The organism is Actinomadura litoris (assembly GCF_009733595.1).
Classification (GTDB): Bacteria; Actinomycetota; Actinomycetes; order Streptosporangiales; family Streptosporangiaceae; genus Spirillospora; species Spirillospora litoris.
In genome coordinates this window covers 167,603-183,120 of record NZ_WOFH01000012.1, presented here as the reverse complement: position 1 = coordinate 183,120, position 15,518 = coordinate 167,603, and the positions used below count along the sequence as shown (strand labels likewise).

The 15,518-nt window shown below is 74.5% G+C and carries 17 protein-coding genes; 6 read left to right on the top strand and 11 right to left on the bottom strand.

Features of this window, described 5'->3' with window-relative positions; translation table 11 throughout:
- Window positions 1–39 precede the first annotated feature (39 nt).
- Window positions 40–231: a ferredoxin gene (locus GNZ18_RS30165; RefSeq protein ID WP_156220011.1), complete on the top strand. Its 192-nt coding sequence runs from the start codon at window positions 40–42 to the stop codon at window positions 229–231.
- On the opposite strand, the gene GNZ18_RS30160 is transcribed toward GNZ18_RS30165, so the two are convergent.
- The 7 genes from GNZ18_RS30160 to GNZ18_RS42625 form a co-directional block, all read right to left on the bottom strand.
- On the bottom strand, window positions 215–1,681 hold the full coding sequence (locus GNZ18_RS30160; RefSeq protein WP_216651480.1) for a sensor histidine kinase: 1,467 nt from the start codon (window positions 1,679–1,681) through the stop codon (window positions 215–217). The two genes, GNZ18_RS30165 and GNZ18_RS30160, sit on opposite strands and share 17 nt — an antisense overlap.
- Window positions 1,678–2,364, bottom strand: a complete 687-nt coding sequence (locus GNZ18_RS30155) for a response regulator transcription factor (RefSeq protein ID WP_156220010.1) — start codon at window positions 2,362–2,364, stop codon at window positions 1,678–1,680. The genes GNZ18_RS30160 and GNZ18_RS30155 overlap by 4 nt, the downstream gene beginning before the upstream one ends.
- A gap of 30 nt (window positions 2,365–2,394) precedes the next feature.
- Window positions 2,395–3,180: an ABC transporter permease gene (locus tag GNZ18_RS30150; protein WP_216651479.1), complete on the bottom strand. Its 786-nt coding sequence runs from the start codon at window positions 3,178–3,180 to the stop codon at window positions 2,395–2,397.
- Window positions 3,177–4,091 (bottom strand): ABC transporter ATP-binding protein, encoded by a 915-nt coding sequence (locus GNZ18_RS30145; RefSeq protein ID WP_156220009.1) that lies wholly within the window; start codon window positions 4,089–4,091, stop codon window positions 3,177–3,179. The genes GNZ18_RS30150 and GNZ18_RS30145 overlap by 4 nt, the downstream gene beginning before the upstream one ends.
- Before the next feature lie 177 nt (window positions 4,092–4,268).
- On the bottom strand, window positions 4,269–5,603 hold the full coding sequence (locus tag GNZ18_RS30140; protein WP_156220008.1) for a cytochrome P450: 1,335 nt from the start codon (window positions 5,601–5,603) through the stop codon (window positions 4,269–4,271).
- A 95-nt stretch (window positions 5,604–5,698) separates the two neighbouring features.
- Entirely contained in the window at window positions 5,699–5,806 is a 108-nt protein-coding gene (locus GNZ18_RS42630; RefSeq protein WP_312874842.1) for a helix-turn-helix domain-containing protein, read from the bottom strand.
- A 23-nt stretch (window positions 5,807–5,829) separates the two neighbouring features.
- Window positions 5,830–6,072 (bottom strand): AraC family ligand binding domain-containing protein, encoded by a 243-nt coding sequence (locus GNZ18_RS42625; RefSeq protein WP_246250658.1) that lies wholly within the window; start codon window positions 6,070–6,072, stop codon window positions 5,830–5,832.
- A 160-nt stretch (window positions 6,073–6,232) separates the two neighbouring features.
- Here GNZ18_RS42625 and GNZ18_RS30130 point away from each other — a divergent pair, with 160 nt between their 5' ends.
- The 4 genes from GNZ18_RS30130 to GNZ18_RS30115 all read left to right on the top strand — a co-directional run bounded on the left by GNZ18_RS30130 (window position 6,233) and on the right by GNZ18_RS30115 (window position 9,841).
- Window positions 6,233–7,093: a DUF192 domain-containing protein gene (locus tag GNZ18_RS30130; protein ID WP_156220007.1), complete on the top strand. Its 861-nt coding sequence runs from the start codon at window positions 6,233–6,235 to the stop codon at window positions 7,091–7,093.
- Window positions 7,094–7,277: 184 nt separating this feature from the next.
- Window positions 7,278–8,651: a hypothetical protein gene (locus tag GNZ18_RS30125; protein ID WP_156220006.1), complete on the top strand. Its 1,374-nt coding sequence runs from the start codon at window positions 7,278–7,280 to the stop codon at window positions 8,649–8,651.
- A 24-nt stretch (window positions 8,652–8,675) separates the two neighbouring features.
- The gene (locus GNZ18_RS30120; RefSeq protein ID WP_312874841.1) at window positions 8,676–9,068 is read left to right on the top strand and encodes a YchJ family protein; all 393 of its coding nucleotides are present in this window, start codon (window positions 8,676–8,678) and stop codon (window positions 9,066–9,068) included.
- Between the two features lie 128 nt (window positions 9,069–9,196).
- Window positions 9,197–9,841: a hypothetical protein gene (locus tag GNZ18_RS30115; RefSeq protein WP_156220005.1), complete on the top strand. Its 645-nt coding sequence runs from the start codon at window positions 9,197–9,199 to the stop codon at window positions 9,839–9,841.
- On the opposite strand, the gene GNZ18_RS30110 is transcribed toward GNZ18_RS30115, so the two are convergent.
- From GNZ18_RS30110 to GNZ18_RS30095, 4 genes are all read right to left on the bottom strand, one after another.
- Window positions 9,831–10,940, bottom strand: coding sequence for a glycosyltransferase (locus GNZ18_RS30110; protein ID WP_156220004.1), 1,110 nt, complete (start codon window positions 10,938–10,940; stop codon window positions 9,831–9,833). The two genes, GNZ18_RS30115 and GNZ18_RS30110, sit on opposite strands and share 11 nt — an antisense overlap.
- A complete protein-coding gene (locus GNZ18_RS30105) occupies window positions 10,937–11,671 on the bottom strand; it encodes a DUF2334 domain-containing protein (RefSeq protein ID WP_156220003.1) in 735 nt (244 codons plus the stop codon). The genes GNZ18_RS30110 and GNZ18_RS30105 overlap by 4 nt, the downstream gene beginning before the upstream one ends.
- On the bottom strand, window positions 11,671–12,798 hold the full coding sequence (locus GNZ18_RS30100) for a glycosyltransferase family 4 protein (protein WP_312874840.1): 1,128 nt from the start codon (window positions 12,796–12,798) through the stop codon (window positions 11,671–11,673). Before GNZ18_RS30100 ends, GNZ18_RS30105 begins: the two co-directional genes overlap by 1 nt.
- 92 nt (window positions 12,799–12,890) lie before the next feature.
- Window positions 12,891–14,087 carry an MFS transporter gene (locus GNZ18_RS30095; RefSeq protein WP_156220001.1) on the bottom strand — a complete coding sequence of 399 codons (1,197 nt, stop codon included), beginning with the start codon at window positions 14,085–14,087 and terminating at the stop codon, window positions 12,891–12,893.
- Between the two features lie 161 nt (window positions 14,088–14,248).
- Between GNZ18_RS30095 and GNZ18_RS30090 the strand changes: the two genes are divergently transcribed.
- A complete protein-coding gene (locus GNZ18_RS30090) occupies window positions 14,249–15,514 on the top strand; it encodes an ROK family transcriptional regulator (RefSeq protein ID WP_156220000.1) in 1,266 nt (421 codons plus the stop codon).
- Window positions 15,515–15,518: the final 4 nt, after the last annotated feature.

Sequence of the window (15,518 nt, the reverse complement as noted above, 5' to 3'; positions counted from 1 at the left end):
GGTGTGTCCCGTGCCACCGCTTGGGCGCATAATGTGGCCATGAAGATTTCCGTGAACTTTGACCTCTGCGAGAGCAACGCGTTGTGCATGGCCGCGGCGCCGGAGGTCTTCGAAGTGCGCGATGACGACTTCCTCTACGTGCTGGACGAGAACCCGCCGGAGGCCCTGTGGGCCCAGGTCGAGGAGGCCGCGCGGGCCTGCCCGAAGGCCGCGATCACGCTGGAGGACTGACCTCCTCCTGGTCCAGTAGCGGCAGCGTCAGCCGGAAGCGGGCGCCCTCCCCCAGAGCCGTGGTCAACTCGACGTCCCCCTCGTGCGCGCGTGCGAGGGAGCGGGCGATGGCGAGGCCGAGTCCCGCGCTGGCGCCGCCGGAGTGGTTGCGGGACCGGTCGGCCCGGTAGAAGCGGTCGAAGACGCGGGCCGCCTGGTCGGACGCGATTCCCGGGCCCTCGTCCGCGACCTCCAGGACGGCGCGCCCGTCCACCGTTCCCACGCCGATGCGCACGGGCGTGCCCGGCGGCGTGTGCGCGGCGGCGTTGCCGACGAGGTTGGTGACGACCTGCCGCAGCCGGTCCTCGTCGGCGTGGACGGGCGCGGGCCCCGGCGGTCCGCCGTCCGGCCCGGTCAGCTCGATCGGGCGGGACGGGTCGAGCGCCCGCAGCCCGTGCCGGGCGTCGGTGGCGAGCGTCCGCAGGTCCATCGGGGCCGGGTCGAGCTGGGCGCGCGGCGCCTCGTCCAGCCGGGCGAGCAGCAGCAGGTCCTCGGTGAGGGCGGAGAGCCGGGTGGCCTCGTGGCCGATGCGGCGCATCGCCTCGTCGACGTCCTCGCGTGAGGCCAGCCCGCCCATCCGGTACAGCTCGGTCGTGCCCTTGATGCCGAACAGCGGCGTGCGCAGCTCGTGCCCGACGTCGGAGAGGAACGTGCGCATCCGCGCCTCGGACGCGGCGCGGTCGGCGAAGGCCCGTTCGAGCTGGCCGAGCATGGTGTTCAGCGACGCCGCGAGGTGCCCGATCTCGGTGCCGGGCGGCGCGATGCCGGGCACGCGGCGGCTCAGGTCGCCGCCCGCGATCGCGGCGGCCGTGTGCTCGATGCGGCGCAGCGGGCGCAGCCCGCGGCCGAGCGCGAACCAGCCGACCGCCGTCAGCAGGGCGAGCAGCGCGCTGCCGGTGACGAGGCTGCTCGTCCGGAGCCGGGAGATCGTGGCGTCGGCATCGGCGAGCGGCGCGGCGGCGATCACCGTCCCGCGCCAGCCGACCCCCGGGCGGGCGACGGCCCGCCAGCGGCCCGAGCCGTTCGCGGAGCGCACGCCGCGCGGCCTGCCGTCGGCCGGGACCGCGCGCAGCTCGCCGGTGGACGGCGGGGGCTCCTTGGTGAGCCGGCTGGACTGGAGCGTGCCCCTCACCCGGCCGTTCGTGTCCAGGTACAGCAGGTAGGGCGCGCCGAGGAGGTCGAGGCCGGGGTTGATCAGCGCGGTCTGCGCGGAGGGGTGCTGCGAGGTCGGCGGCTCGCCGCCCGGCACCTGCGACATCAGCGAGGTGAGCGAGCGCAGCCGCCCGTCGACCCGGCCGAGCTGGTAGCGCTGGAGGTGCTCGGACACGAGCGCGCTGATCAGGGTCAGTCCGGTCAGCAGCAGGCCGGTGGTGAGCAGCAGCAGCCGCGTCCGCAGCGAGAACCGGCTCACCGGCGCGGCTCCCGCAGCACGTACCCGACGCCGTGGACGGTGTGGATCAGCCTCGGCTCCCCGGTGTCGACCTTGCGGCGCAGGTAGGAGATGTAGGTGTCGACGATCCCGGCGTCGCCGCCGAAGTCGTAGCGCCACACGCCGTCGAGGATCTGCGCCTTGGACACCACGAGACCCGCGTTCTCCATCAGGTAGCGCAGCAGCTGGAACTCGGTGGGCGAGACGCGGACCGGGCGTCCCGCCCGCGTCACCTGGTGGCCCTCGGCGTCGAGGGCGAGCGGCCCCACCGTCAGCGCGCCGGTCCGGCGGCCGGTGGTGCGGCGCAGGATCGCGCGGATCCGGGCGATCAGCTCCTCCAGCGCGAACGGCTTGGTCACGTAGTCGTCGGCGCCCAGGGACAGCCCGGTGATCTTGTCTTCGCGCCGGTCGCGGGCGGTGAGGAACAGCACGGGCACCTGCCGGCCGAGTCTCCGGACGACCTCGAAGCCGTCCATGTCGGGGAGCATGACGTCCAGGAGGAGGAGGTCGGGGGGCTCCCCGGTGGCCGCGGCGACCGCCTCGGCGCCGGTCGCCGCGGAGGCCACCTGGAACCCGGCGAACCGCAGCGTCGCGGAGAGCAGTTCGCGGACGGTGTCCTCGTCGTCCACCACCAGCAGCCGCTCGCCGCCCTCACGGGAGGTCATCGCGTTCCACGCCGTCCAGGATACGGAGGCTCATACGTCGCGGCGCCGCAGCAGCACGAACGCGGTGGCCAGCACGGCGGCGACCGCCAGCCACAGCCCGCCGAGGTTCAGCCACGGGTGCGGGAACTCCGGATCGGGGACGGTCGTCAGGACGGCGGCCGCGCCCTTGGTCGGCCAGATGTCGACGAGGCCGTGCATCCACGAGGGGAACGTCCCGGACAGGGCCGGGACCAGGAACACGATCGCCACCAGCGTCGCCAGCGCCCCCGCCGTGGCCCGCGTGATGACCCCGAGCCCGACCGCGAGCAGCGCGATCGCCGACAGGTAGAGCCCACCGCCCGCCAGCGCCGCGAACACCCCGTCGTCGCCGAGCGCCGCGTGCGGGACGTCCTGCGCGGCCATCATCGCCTGCCCGAGGAGGAAGGCGGCGACCATGAGCGTCTGCCCCGCCACCAGCGCCAGCCCGGTGGCGATGACCGCCTTGGCCGCCAGCACCCGGTGCCTGCGCGGCGTGGCGCCGAGCGAGGTCGCGATGAGCCCGGTCGCGTACTCGGAGGTGACGATCAGGATGCCCAGCACCCCGATGATCAACTGGCCGATGATGTAGGTCGTCAGGCTGAGGCTGGTCGGGTCCCACGCCTGGCGGTCGGCGGCGGACGCCTCCGCGTAGTCCTGCCCCACCGTGCTCAGCGCCAGGCTCGTGACGCCGATCCCGACCGCCATCAGCGCGGACAGCGTGTACCAGGTGGAGCGCAGGCTGCGCAGCTTGATCCACTCCGCCTGGAGCGTGCGGGTGAAGGGCACGTCCGCGCTCACGCGGCGGCCCCCTGGTACTCGACGGCGTCCTTGGTCAGCTCCATGAAGGCGTCCTCCAGCGAGGGCTGCTGCGGGCTGAGTTCGCTGAGCACCACGCCGTGGTAGGCGGCCAGCCGGCCGATCTCCTCGCCCGACATGCCGGAGACGACGAGCGAGGACTCCGACCCGTCCCGGACGGTGGCGCCCGCCGCGGTCAGCCGGAGCGCGAACGCCCCCGGCTCCGGCGTCCGGACCAGGACGGTCCCCTCGCCGTTGGCGCGCAGGAACTCGCCCATGCCGGTGTCGGCGATCAGCCGCCCGCGCCCGATGACGACCAGGTGGTCGGCGGTCCGCGCCATCTCGCTCATGAGGTGGCTGGAGACCAGCACCGCCCGCCCCTCGCCCGCCAGCGAGCGCATGAAGTCGCGGATCCAGCGGATCCCCTCCGGGTCGAGCCCGTTGACCGGCTCGTCGAAGATCAGCACCCCGGGGTCGCCGAGCAGCGCCGCCGAGATGCCGAGCCGCTGCCGCATGCCGAGCGAGAACCCCCCGGGCCGCTTGCCCGCCACGCTCTCCAGGCCCGTCCGGGCGAGGACCTCGTCCACCCTGCGCGCCGGGAGCCCGTTGCTGACGGCGAGCGCCAGCAGGTGGTCGCGCGCCTTCCTGCTGCCGTGGACGGCCCCGGCGTCCAGCAGCGCCCCGACCTCCGCCAACGGCATGCGAAGGTCGCGGTAGCGGCGCCCCCCGATCGTCGCCGTCCCCCGCGTCGGCTCCGCCAACCCCATGATCATCTTCATCGTGGTGGACTTCCCGGACCCGTTCGGCCCGAGGAAACCGGTCACCTGACCGGGCTCGACGGTGAACGACAGATCGTCCACCACGGTGTCGGGCCCGTAACGCTTGGTCAGCCCGCGTACAGCGATCCTCGTCATGCCCCCGAGCGTGACCGACCCACCTAGCCGCCCCCTGGGAGAACCTGTGAGAACGCTGGGAATCCAGACCCGCCCTTCAGGCCCCCCGCCCACCTGAGCCCACGTTTCAACAGCCCACTCCCAGCGAACACAAGGCTCCCTGCCAGGAAACACGAGGGCGGTCCGGCCGTCCTGGTGTCAGCGCGGGTCGCGTTCGGCCAGGCGCAGCGTGAGGCCGTGGGGTTCCAGGTGGAGCCGCGGGCGCGGACGGACAGGTGTGGGACAGGGCAGCGGGCGCCAGGACCGGACGATGTCGGCGAGCGACAGGGTCAGGTCCATGAAGGCGAGTTCGTAGCCGATGCACTTGGACTCCCCCGCGCCGAAGGGCAGCCAGCCCTTGGTCCGGTGCGGGTCGCGTCCGTCCCATCTGCGCGGGTCGAAGTTGTCCGGGGCGGCGAACAGGTCGGGCCGGTGGTGCAGGACGTAGGGGCTGAGCAGCACCTGCGCACCGGCGGGGACGCGCCGGGAGCCGATGGTGGTGTCGGTGACGGCCACGCGCGGGAAGATCCAGCCCGCGGTGCGGTGCCGCAGCACCTCGGCGACGACGCCCCGGGTGAGGGGGAGCCGGTCCACCGCGTCGGGGGTGTCGAGCGGGGCGGCGGCGCGGGCCTCGGCGGCGACCTCGGCGTCCAGCGCGGCGTCCAGGGAGAGTTGGTGCAGGGCCCACGCGTGGCTCACGGCCGTCGTGGTGATCCCGCCGAGGAGGACGGTCATGACCGTGTCGCGCACCTCGGCGTCGGTCAGCGGGTCGCCGTCCGGGGACGTGGTGAACATGGACATCAGGTCGCCGTGGTCGGTGCCGTCGGCGCGGTAGGCGGCGATCTCCCCGTCCAGGAAGCGCAGCAGCCTCGCCTCGCTCGCGCGGTAGCGGTGGTTGCGGGCGGTGGGCAGGCGGTTGACGATGGGCGCGACCATCCGCAAAACGGTCTGGTGCTCGACGAAGTCGGTGACGGCCCGGCGCAGCCCGTCGATCTCGGGGCCGAGTTCGCGGCGGCGGAACATGGTCGCGAAGGTGGTCCGGGTGGCGAGCGAGCGCATCTCCGGCAGCGCGTCCAGGACCTGCCCGTGCCGCCAGGTCGAGGTGGCCGCCTCGACCTGGGCGTGGATGGTGCGGGCGTAGCCGGACATCCGGTCGGTCCGGAAGGCGGGCTGGGCGAGGCGGCGCAGCCGTTTGTGCTCGGCCAGGGGGCAGGTGGCCATGCCGTCGCCGACCAAGGACCGCACGTTCTCGTAGAACGTGCCGCCTTTGTCGAAGGCCCGGTCGGGGTTGCGGAGGACCTGCTGGGCCGCCTCCGGGGAGCACACCACGTAGGTCGGCGTCCGGCCGAACCGCAGCTCGACGACGTCGCCGAGGTGCGGCAGCGCCGCCAGCAGGCCGAGCGGGTCGAGGAGCAGCGGCTTGAGATGTCCGAACAGGGGGTGGGCGCCCGGTGCTCTGGGCGGTGCGTCGACACGTGGCCCCGCGGCGGTCATGGTTCGAGGGATATCAGGCCCTCGCCCGCCCGCGGGATACCCGGTAAGCCGAACCGCGCCCGCCGGTGAGCAACCTCGCACCGCGGGCGGCGGTTTCAGGGGCGGGCGGCGAAGCGGCCCGGGGTCGCGCCGAAGGCGTTGCGGAACGCCTCGATGAACGCGCTCGGCCCGGCGTAGCCGCAGGCGGCGGCGACGGTGGTCACCGACGCGCCGGTCGCGAGGAGGATCAGGGCGTGGTGCAGGCGGACCTGCGTCCGCCATCGGTCGTGCCGTGCGCCTGGTGGGCGTGCGCGACCCCGGCGGGGAGCCAGACCGCGCGGTGCGGCGGGACGACCCAGCGGCCCTCGTCCGTGGAGACCTGGAGGATGCCGTGGCTCGGGTAGACGAGCTGGTGGTGCGGATGATCGTGCCGGTCCACGCGCTCGCGGTGGACCAGCGGCATCAGGGCGCCATGGCGGGTTTCCGACATATCGCAACAGATTACCGAGCTGGACGGCCGAGAGGGGCGAACGCCGGTTTGTACAGAGGGTTCGCTGATGGTGGCCCATGGTGGTCACGGGTGAACTCGTGCGCGGACGGCGCGCGTCGCAGTTCTGACGTCCCCCGCCTCCGACTCGCGCGGGGTGGACATGATTCTTCTCAGCAGGCTGGTTCCGCTGCTGCTGTTGCTGGGCGGGTGCGGTTTCGTCGGCGGGGCGACCTATCAGCCGCCGATGCTGCCGCTGGTGTTCAGCATCGACCAGGACGGGTTGTTCGCCGTGAAGGTGGGCGGCAGCATCGCGACGCCGATCGGCCGGTTCGGCATCGAAGGGGGGCTCAAGGAGAAGAGCGAGGACACGATGGTCATCGGGCTGTCGCGGGACGGGCAGCTCGGCGAGCAGAGGTTCCTCGTCAAGGGGCGGGCGAGCGTCGCCGTCTGCTCGGACGGCCCGTCCGTCACCTACGTGACGGCGGGGGCGGTGCGGGTGACCGTGCGGCGCGGCGCGTCCACGGTGCGGGTCGTGCGGGCGGACCGGGTCGCGCAGGACTGCGCGGGAAGCCCGCAGGCGGAGACCGTGCGGGGCGGCGGCGCGAGGATCGCGCCGAAGGACGAGACGCCCTCGGGACGGCTCGACCCCTCCGAGGCCGCCACGGTCGCGGTCGGGGTCGGGGGCCGCGCCTACCGCATGGCGCTCGCGGACACGCCCCGGAAGACGTCCCTGGGAATGATCGGCTGGACGAGGGGCGACCTCGGCGGGCGGGACGGAATGCTGTACCGATACGCGGTCCCGAATTATGGATTCCACATCATCGCGGGCTACACGTTCACCACGGACCTGTTGTTCTTCGATTCCGCCGGGAGGCTCCTGCACGGGTTCACGGGACAGCCGTGCATGCTGGAGCCGGCCTCCTGCCAGCGCTACGACCCCGGTTTCCCGTTCTCCTACGTCATCGAGGCGCCCAACGGGAATCTGCCGATCCTCCCCCTGGGAACCCTGCTCCAGTTCTAGGTCGCGAGGCGGTTTGGCGGGTTACCGCTGGTCCGGACGGTGGGCGCTCGGGCTGTTCCTGCGCTCCCCCGGAATCGGCCAAGAACAGGGCAAGAACGCCTGAAGGCGGGCGCAGCGGCGGGGCGCCCGCGGCGTGTGAACCGTAGGTTTCCCTCGCAGGATCCGCGGCGGTGGGAGGGGCGTCTTGAGGGGACACGGGAAGGTCGCGCTGGCGATCGCGGGGACCGCCGTCGCGGCGGCCGCCTCGACCGCCTGGCCCGTCGCCGCGGGAACGGCCTCGACCGGCGGCTGGGTGCTGGTCGACCAGGAGGACTTCGACCGCCCGCTGAGGATCGACGGCGCCCCCTGGCGCCTGGACCCGCAGGGGCGGCGCAGCCCGTGGAACGTCGACGCCTTCGACGACGACGGCGAGGCGTGGCGGAAGATCAGCGGGCCATTGTTCGCGCGGCGGCTGGCGACGCTGAACGTGTTCCGCAAGCGGGTCGCGTTCGGACGCGGCGGATGGCTCACCGCCGAGATCGCCGCCGTCGACAAGGACCGCGACGGCCGCCCCGACTCGCGCCCGGGGCTGTCGACCGCGCGCCTCCCGGGCGGGCAGCGGGTCGGCCGGATCTCCGAGCCGAGCTGGGACGCGGGGGTGCTGATCCGCCCGACGCGTCCGCTGCCGCCGCGCTACCGCGTGGAGATGACGCTGCGCGGCCTCGGGTTCGGCGGGAAGCGGCACGGCACCTTCGACTACGGCGGCAGGCACAACGGCTACACCAAGGAGCCCTGCAAGACCCGCTATCCCTGGACGTTCCAGGGGGCGCTGCCCGGCAAGGAGCGCTGCGACTATCCCGACGTCACCCGTGAGAACGGGTTCTACTACCTGACGATCCTCGACTACGCGACGCCCGCGCCGCACGGCAATCCCGGCATCCACTTCCGGCGCAAGGTCATCATGGACGGCTACTACAGCGACGACGCCCGCTGGAAGAACGCCGGGACGTGCGATCCGAAGACCCGGCGGATCTACCGGACGTTCGAGGGCACCTTCAACGGCGTCAACGCCCTCTTCCCGCGCGGCGACCTGTTCCGCGAGACGGCCAACAACAACATCAGCAACGAGTACTACATCAAGACCCGCTGCGGAAACGTCTCGATGGACAAGCCCTACGGGCCCGGGAACCGGTTCGAGGGCCATCTGACCAGCGCGGAACTCCAGCCGCAACTGATGCCGAAGGCCGCCTACCGGTTCGCCGTGGAACGCGGCCGCACCGGCTACACCCTTGAGATGAGCGGGCCCTTCCTGCACATCGGGCAGGCGACGCTGCGCGTCCACCACGACTTCGTGGAGGACGGGCGGCCGATCTGGCACTACAACCAGACGCCCGGCGAGTACGACGGCCGGTTCGACCGCAGGCTCGTGCACCGGGGCCCGGCCGGGACGTACACGACCGAGCACTCCTGGCCCAAGGGGTCGGCCTACCCCGACTCCTTCATCATCGGCGACCCGCACCTGAACTACTACGAGGGGACGGCCGACGTCGACGACGTCCGCCTCTACGTCCCCCGGTAGCCGGCGGCGGGGCAGAATCGTCGGGTGGCTCATTGTTTCTGCGGACGCGGCGTCCGTTACCGGGAGTGCTGCGGGCGGCTGCATCGGGGCGAGGCGCGGGCCGGGACCGCCGAGGAGCTGATGCGGTCGCGGTTCAGCGCGTTCGCCCGGCAGGACGAGGCGTACCTGCTGCGGAGCTGGCATCCGGCCACGCGGCCGGAGCGGGTCGAGTTCGCGGCCGGGACGCGGTGGGTGCGGCTGGAGATCGTCCGGACCGAGGACGGCGGGCCCGAAGACGAGCGGGGGACGGTCGAGTTCCGCGCCCATTACGCGGCCGGGTTCGAGACCGGGGAACTGCACGAGGTCAGCCGGTTCGCGCGGCATGACGGCGAATGGGTCTATGTCCGGGGAAAGGTCACCCGGTCTGGGGACGGCTGAGAACCGGCTCTCCCCCGCGCGGGGCACCGGGTTCGGTCACGCGGGGGAAGAACGCGAGGGGTGCTCGCTGCGAGGTTGTGGGGGCGGGTGGAAACCGCCCGCTTCCCCAGTTCTCAAGGAGACCCAGAATGGCGCACGGACGACGCGTTCTCGTGGCCGGGGCGGCGGCGCTCGCCGCCGCCGGGCTGGCCGGCACCGGAAGCGCGATGGCTCAGGACAAGGGCCGGGAGCCGGTCAGGGAATCGCATGTCACCGGCGACGCGTGGCTGAAGTTCCCCGCCGACCCGGAGTACCCGTACCGGCGGTTCACGGTGGACGCGCACGGCGGGCCGTGGAAGATGGTCGGCGGGAAGATGGTGCTCGGGGCCGCGCGCGGAACCGTGAAGTACGACCATTACTCCCCGGACGTCCCCGGCGGGCCGGACAAGCACCACTACGGAACCATCAAGGTCGACTATCTGATGGCGACGGGGCCCATCGCGATCGTCTCGGGGATCCGGCAGGACAATGTTCCCGCGAACGAGAGGCGCGCGAACTTCACCTTCTACCAGTCGCCGCTCGGCCACAAGTACGACCGGATGGGGTTCTCGTGGGGCGTCACCCTGCCGCAGTGCCTGCAAATGGGCAGCGGTCCCGCGCCGCACAGCGCGAACAGCTCCGGGCCTTTCGGGAAATGGCTGAAGGGCTACACGGTGAAGGACGCGCCGCTGGAGCTGCCCAAGGGCGACTTCCAGCCGCCGGACCTGCCGCAGGACTGCTCGTTCAAGGAGTAGCCGCGGGCTCCCGGGCGGCGGCGAGGACGTCCAGCATGCCCGCGATCGTGGTCGCCCACGGGTAGCGCTCGGCACGGGCGCGGGCGGCGGCGCGGCGGCGGGCGGGGTCCAGGCGCAGTACCGACTGGACCCCGTCGGCGATCGCCGAGGCGTGCGGGGCGGCGCGGGCGCCGGCGCCCGGGGCGAGCAGTTCGTGCGCGGCGCCCCGGTCGGCGGCGACGACCGGCGTGCCGCAGGCCATCGCCTCCAGGACGGCCAGGCCGAACGACTCGATCGGGCAGGTGGCGAGCGCGACGTCGGCCGCCGCGAGGAGGCGGGCGACGGCGGCGCGGCCGTCGACGTGGCCGTGGAAGGCGACCGGGAGCCGCTCGCGGCGGGCCCAGGCGCGCAGCCGGGATCGGCACGGTCCATCGCCGACGACGTCGAGGCGCACGGGGACGCCGCGCCGCACCAGCTCGGCCGCGGCGCCGATCGCCAGGTCGGGGCGCTTCTCCGACGACAGCCGCCCCAGGTGGACCAGCCGCACCGGGCGTCCGGTGAAGGCGTGCGGGACGGGCCGGAACGTCGTCAGGTCCACGCCCAGCGGGACGCGGTGCAGCGCCGGGGCGCCGACCCGGGCGAACTCGGCGGCGGCGAACGCCGAGGTCACCACGATCGCGTCGAAGGAGGCGGCGAGCCGCCGGTTCCAGCGGTCGGTGGCGGCGGCCAGCGGGAACCGGGCGGGGACGCGCGGCGCGAGGATCGCGTCGAGGCGCTCGTGGGAGAACAGGACGGTCCGGACGCCGCGCTTCCGCGCCCAGCGGGCCGCGACCGTCAGCGTCGCCTTGTCGGACACCTCGATGACGTCCGGGCGCAGGCGGCCGAGGACACGCAGCACCGGGCGCGGGTCGAGCACGAGCCGGTACCCGGGCGCGACCGACGGCCCCGGCACGGTGACGACCTGCCCGTTCGCGGTCTCGCGGCGCGTGTAGGCGGGGCCGGGGACGACGAGGGCGCGCTCGTGCCCGGCCGCCGCGTAGCCCGCGCCGAGCATGTCGACGGCCGTGCGGAGGCCGCCGGAGACGGGGCTGTAGAGGTTGGCGAGCTGGACGATCCTCAACGGCCCACCAGCGTCTCGTAGGTGACGGCGCGGCCGCCCGCCGCGACCGCCGCGTCGACGGCGGCGAGCGTGGCGCGGCGCAGGCCGGGCCGGGTGAGGTCGGCCGGGTGGAGCGCGATGCGGAACGGCGTCCGCGTCCGGGCGAACGCGCGGGCCGCGCCGGTCATGACGCGGGCGCCCGTCCGCTCCCCCCTCCCACCCGGGCGGTGCGACAGCGCGGGCATGCGCCGCACCGGTCCGCCGGGCAGGTGGTGGACGCCGAGCTGGCTCGTCCAGTAGGTGAACCCGAGCGCGGCCAGCGCGCGGCGGGTGCCGGGGGACGCGAGCCAGCCGGGCGGTGTGAACCCGGTGACCTCGATCCCGGCCTCGGCGAGCAGGGCGCGTCCGGCGCGGAGCCGTCCGGCGGCCTGGTGCGCGGTCAGCGACCAGAACTCCCCGGCGCCCCGGGCGAGGGCCTGGTTGACGCCGCGCCGCCAGAGCGGCCCGCCGGGGACGCCCTCGTGCGCGTAGCCGTGCAGGGCGAGCTCGTGCCCGCGCAGCGCGGCGGCGTGCAGGAACGCGACGAGCGGGCCGTCGTGCGGCAGCGCCGCGCCGCCGCCGAACGGCCCGGGGATCACCAGGAGCGTGCACGGGACGCCGCGCTCGTCCAGGTCGGCGAGCCACCGGGCGGTGGGCTCGGCGGTGGACGGCGCGACGTCGTGGATCGACACGACGAACGGGAACGCGCCCATCAGGCGGCGCTCTCGGCCGGGCGGTCGGCGGCGCCGTGGACGAGGTCCCGGTAGTGGCCCATCAGCTCCCCGCACACGGTCTCCCAGTCGCGTCCGCGCACCGACTCCGCCGCCTGGACGGCCATGCGCCGCCGCGTCCGGACGTCGTCCACGAGCGTGGCGACGGCCGCGCGCAGCTCCCCGCCGTCGTCCGGCGCGTACAGCAGGCCGTTCACCCCCGGCCGGACGAGGTCCAGCGGACCGCCGGCCGCCGCGGCGACCACCGGCACGCCCGAGGCCAGGCCCTCCTGGACGGCCTGGCAGAACGTGTCGTCGGCGCCGGTGTGCACGAACACGTCGAGCGAGGCGACCAGCTCCGACAGCTCCGTCCCGGTGCGGAACCCGGTGAAGACCGCGTCGGGCATGAGGCGGCGCAGGCGCCCCTCCTCCGGGCCGTCCCCGACCACGACCAGCCGGGCGCCGGGGATGCCGACGAGCCGGGTGAGCAGGCCGGGGCGCTTCTCGGCGGCGAGGCGTCCGACATAGCCGACGAGCGCGACGCCGTCGGGTGCCAGGCGGGCCCGCACCTCCGCCGAGCGGTGCGAGGGGTGGAAGCGGGCGCGGTCCACGCCCCGCCCCCAGCGGGCCAGGCGCGGGACGCCCCGCCGCTCCAGCTCCGCGAGGACGGGCGTGGACGGCGCGAGCGTCAGCGCGGCGCGGCCGTGCAGGCGGCGCAGCCACCACCAGATGATCGGATCGGCGCCGCGCAGCCCGTACCGGCGGGCGAACCCGGCGACATCGGTCTGGAAGACCGCGGCGGCGGGCACGCCGAGCCGGTTCGCGGCGGCGAGCCCGGACGCGCCGAGTACGAGCGGCGAGGCGAGATGGACGACGTCGGGCCCGAAGTCGCGCAGGATCGCGGTGACGCGCCTGGTCGGCACCCCCACGGCGAACGTCGGGTAGCAGGGCAGGGCCATGCCCCGCACGGGCGCGACGCGCGCGCCCGCGTAGGAGCTCGGGGCAGGCCCGGGAGCGACCACGAGGGCCTCGTGGCCATGGGCGGCGAGGTGTTCGAGAACGCGGCAGACCGAACCCGTCACCCCGTTGACCCGGGGCAGGAACGACTCGGTCACGATGGCGACCTTCACGGCCGGAAGGCTCTCTTCGGAGCGCGTCCTCCCGGCCGCCGTCCGACACCGCCGAGGCGAACATTCCGCGAACGAAAATGTCGTCTCGGTGATCAATCCGTCGCGCTGAGCCGCCGCCCGCAACGCGAGAGCAGGATCAGCAGCAGCGCGGGCGCCACGAACACGGCGGTGCGGAGCGTGGTGGCGTCGGCGAGCGCGCCGAGGAACAGCGGCGCCGTGCCGATCGCGACGCCGGAGGCCAGCGCGCACCGTCCCGCCGCCTGGACGGGACGCGTCGGCCACGCCGCCAGCGCCTCGGACAGGATCACCGGGTAGAGCAGCGCCACGCCGAGCCCCATCACGAGCAGGCCCGCGACGGCGAACGGCGCGGGAACGGTCCACAGCGCGGCGAACCCGGCCAGCGCGAGCAGCGCGGCCAGCGCGAGGATCCGGTCGGGCCGCCGGACGGCGCGGACGACGGGCCCGGAGGCCACGCGTCCGGAGGCCATGCCGAGCACGAACGCCGCCGACAGCGTGGTCGCGGTGCCGGAGCCGAGCCCCTTGACGTGGTGCAGGAAGTCCGCGGCCCAGAAGACCATGCAGAACTCCACCCCCACGGCGAGGACGAGATCGCACCAGCGGCCGAAGAACGACACCCCCTGGGGGCGACGCTCCGGTTCGTCCGCCGCCTCTGTCGGGGCCTTCGCCTCCTCGGTGGGCGTCGCGGGCTGGGCCGGGATCACGACCGAGCGGGTCAGCAGCAGCGCCGCGCCGAGCGCCAGCGGCGGGATCGCGAACGCGGCGCGCCAGCCGAGGCCGTGCGCGAGCGCCATCCCGATGATCGGCGGCGCGAGCACCGAACCGGCGCTGGACACCGCGTTCGCCTCGCCGATCGGCACCGTCGCCTCGCCGCCGTGGACGGCGCGCAGCGCGGACGGCACCACCTGCACGAGCCCGGCGCCGCCGAGGCCGGTCAGCAGCGCGCCGAAGCCGACGCCGAGGCGTCCGCCGCTGACCGCCATCACGGTGGCGCCGCTGACGAGCGCCGCCAGCGCGGTCGGGATCGCGTGCCGGCCGAGCCGGACCGCGAGCCGGTGCCCGACCAGCCCGACCACGACGAGCCCGAGCGCGAAGGCCGAGGAGTAGAGCGCGGCCTCGGCGCGTGGCAGCCCGCGTTCGGCGCGCAGTTCCGGAAGGATGGCCCCGATGCCGGTGAGCAGGTAGCCGAGGCAGCCGAAGGCCGCGTAGAGGCCGAGGGTCCCGGCCGTGCGCGCCGTGCCCCGCGCGGTGGGGGTCGCGGTGGGCGTCATGACCGGGGGCTCATGACGCGGGCCTTCCGTCGTGGCGGGCGGTTCGGGTCCGAGTTCGCGTCTTGGTTCGGGTCTCGATCCGGATACGCATGGCTCTCCCTCGTGGGTCGGAGAATATCCTCGGACCGCGAGGATAAGCCCTGACCAGCAAGGATGTCACTATGCAGACGAAGGACGCGTGGCGCGGAGGTGATGATCCGGCGTGGGCGCCGCACCCCGACCAGGGGGCGCGGCCGGCCCGCGCGCCCTCCGCGCACGCGAACTCCGCCCACGCGCACTCAGCCCGCGCGTTGCGGAACCAGGGGGCGCTGGCGGTGCTGCGGCACGTCCACGTCCACCCCTCGGTGACGCGGGCGGACGCGGCGCGCGCGCTCGGTCTGAGCAGCGGGTCGGCCACCGAGATCACCGCGCGGCTCAAGGCGGCGCGGCTGCTGGAGGAGGCCGCCCCCGCGCGGACCGGCGGGCGCGGCCGCCCCTCCCCCGCGCTGCGGGCGCATCCGGGCGGGCCGCTGGTGTGCGCGGTCGACATCAGCCACGAGCGGTGGTGGGTGGCGTGCGTCGAACTCGGCGGCGTCGTCGTCGAGTCGTCCTCGGGCACGCACACCCGGCGGGTGGACGTGCTCGACCTGGTCGCCGAGCGGGTGCGGGACGTGCACGACCGCTACGGGCGGCGGGTCCGCGCGGTGTCGGTGTCGGTCGCGGGGATCGTGCAGGGGACGACGGTCGTCCAGGCGTCGGGGCTCGGGTGGCGCGACGTCGACCTCGCGCGGCTGGCGCCGCCGGGCGTCGCGGTGCTGGTCGGCAACGACGCCTCGCTCGCCGGGCTGGCCGAGGCGCGGCGCGGGGCGGGCGCGGGCGCGCGCGTCGTGCTGCACCTGTCGGTCGAGGTCGGGGTGGGCGGCGTCCTCGTCGTGGACGGGCGCCCGATGGACGGCGCGACCGGCGCGGGCGGCGAGTTCGGCCACATGCCCTTCGGCGATCCCGCGCTGGAGTGCCCGTGCGGGGCGCGCGGCTGCTGGGACCTGGAGGTCGACGGGCGGGCCATGGCGCGCGCGCTCGGCCGCCGCCCGCCGCGCGACCCGCGCGCGGCGGCCGACCAGATCATCAAGGCGGCGCGGACCGACCCGGCCGCGCGGGAGGCCGTCACCGCCGCCGCGCGGGCCCTCGGACGCGGCGCCGGAGCCCTCGTCAACGCGCTGGACCCCGGCATGGTGACGCTGTCCGGCCTGGCCGTCGACCTCGCGGTGACGGTGCCGAACGCGCTCGCGGACGGCTACGCGGCGGCCCTGATGCGGCACCGGCGGAGCGACCCGCCGCCCCTGGTGACCTCGGCGCTCGGGCCGCTGAGCCCGCTGACCGGCGCCGCCGACGCCGCGTTCGACGTGCTGCTGACCGGCGAGGGGCTCGACGGCTGGTCACACGCCTAGACAC

Excerpts from the sequence above, each read along its gene's own strand:
- GNZ18_RS30105 (WP_156220003.1), bottom strand. The coding sequence starts at position 11,671 with ATGGGCGCGTTCCCGTTCGTCGTGTCGATCCACGACGTCGCGCCGTCC.
- GNZ18_RS30140 (WP_156220008.1), bottom strand. The coding sequence starts at position 5,603 with ATGACCGCCGCGGGGCCACGTGTCGACGCACCGCCCAGAGCACCGGGC.
- GNZ18_RS30155 (WP_156220010.1), bottom strand. The coding sequence starts at position 2,364 with ATGACCTCCCGTGAGGGCGGCGAGCGGCTGCTGGTGGTGGACGACGAG.
- GNZ18_RS30165 (WP_156220011.1), top strand. The coding sequence starts at position 40 with ATGAAGATTTCCGTGAACTTTGACCTCTGCGAGAGCAACGCGTTGTGC.
- GNZ18_RS30095 (WP_156220001.1), bottom strand. The coding sequence starts at position 14,087 with ATGACGCCCACCGCGACCCCCACCGCGCGGGGCACGGCGCGCACGGCC.
- GNZ18_RS30145 (WP_156220009.1), bottom strand. The coding sequence starts at position 4,091 with ATGACGAGGATCGCTGTACGCGGGCTGACCAAGCGTTACGGGCCCGAC.
- GNZ18_RS30090 (WP_156220000.1), top strand. The coding sequence starts at position 14,249 with ATGCAGACGAAGGACGCGTGGCGCGGAGGTGATGATCCGGCGTGGGCG.
- GNZ18_RS30130 (WP_156220007.1), top strand. The coding sequence starts at position 6,233 with ATGATTCTTCTCAGCAGGCTGGTTCCGCTGCTGCTGTTGCTGGGCGGG.
- GNZ18_RS42625 (WP_246250658.1), bottom strand. The coding sequence starts at position 6,072 with ATGTCGGAAACCCGCCATGGCGCCCTGATGCCGCTGGTCCACCGCGAG.
- GNZ18_RS30115 (WP_156220005.1), top strand. The coding sequence starts at position 9,197 with ATGGCGCACGGACGACGCGTTCTCGTGGCCGGGGCGGCGGCGCTCGCC.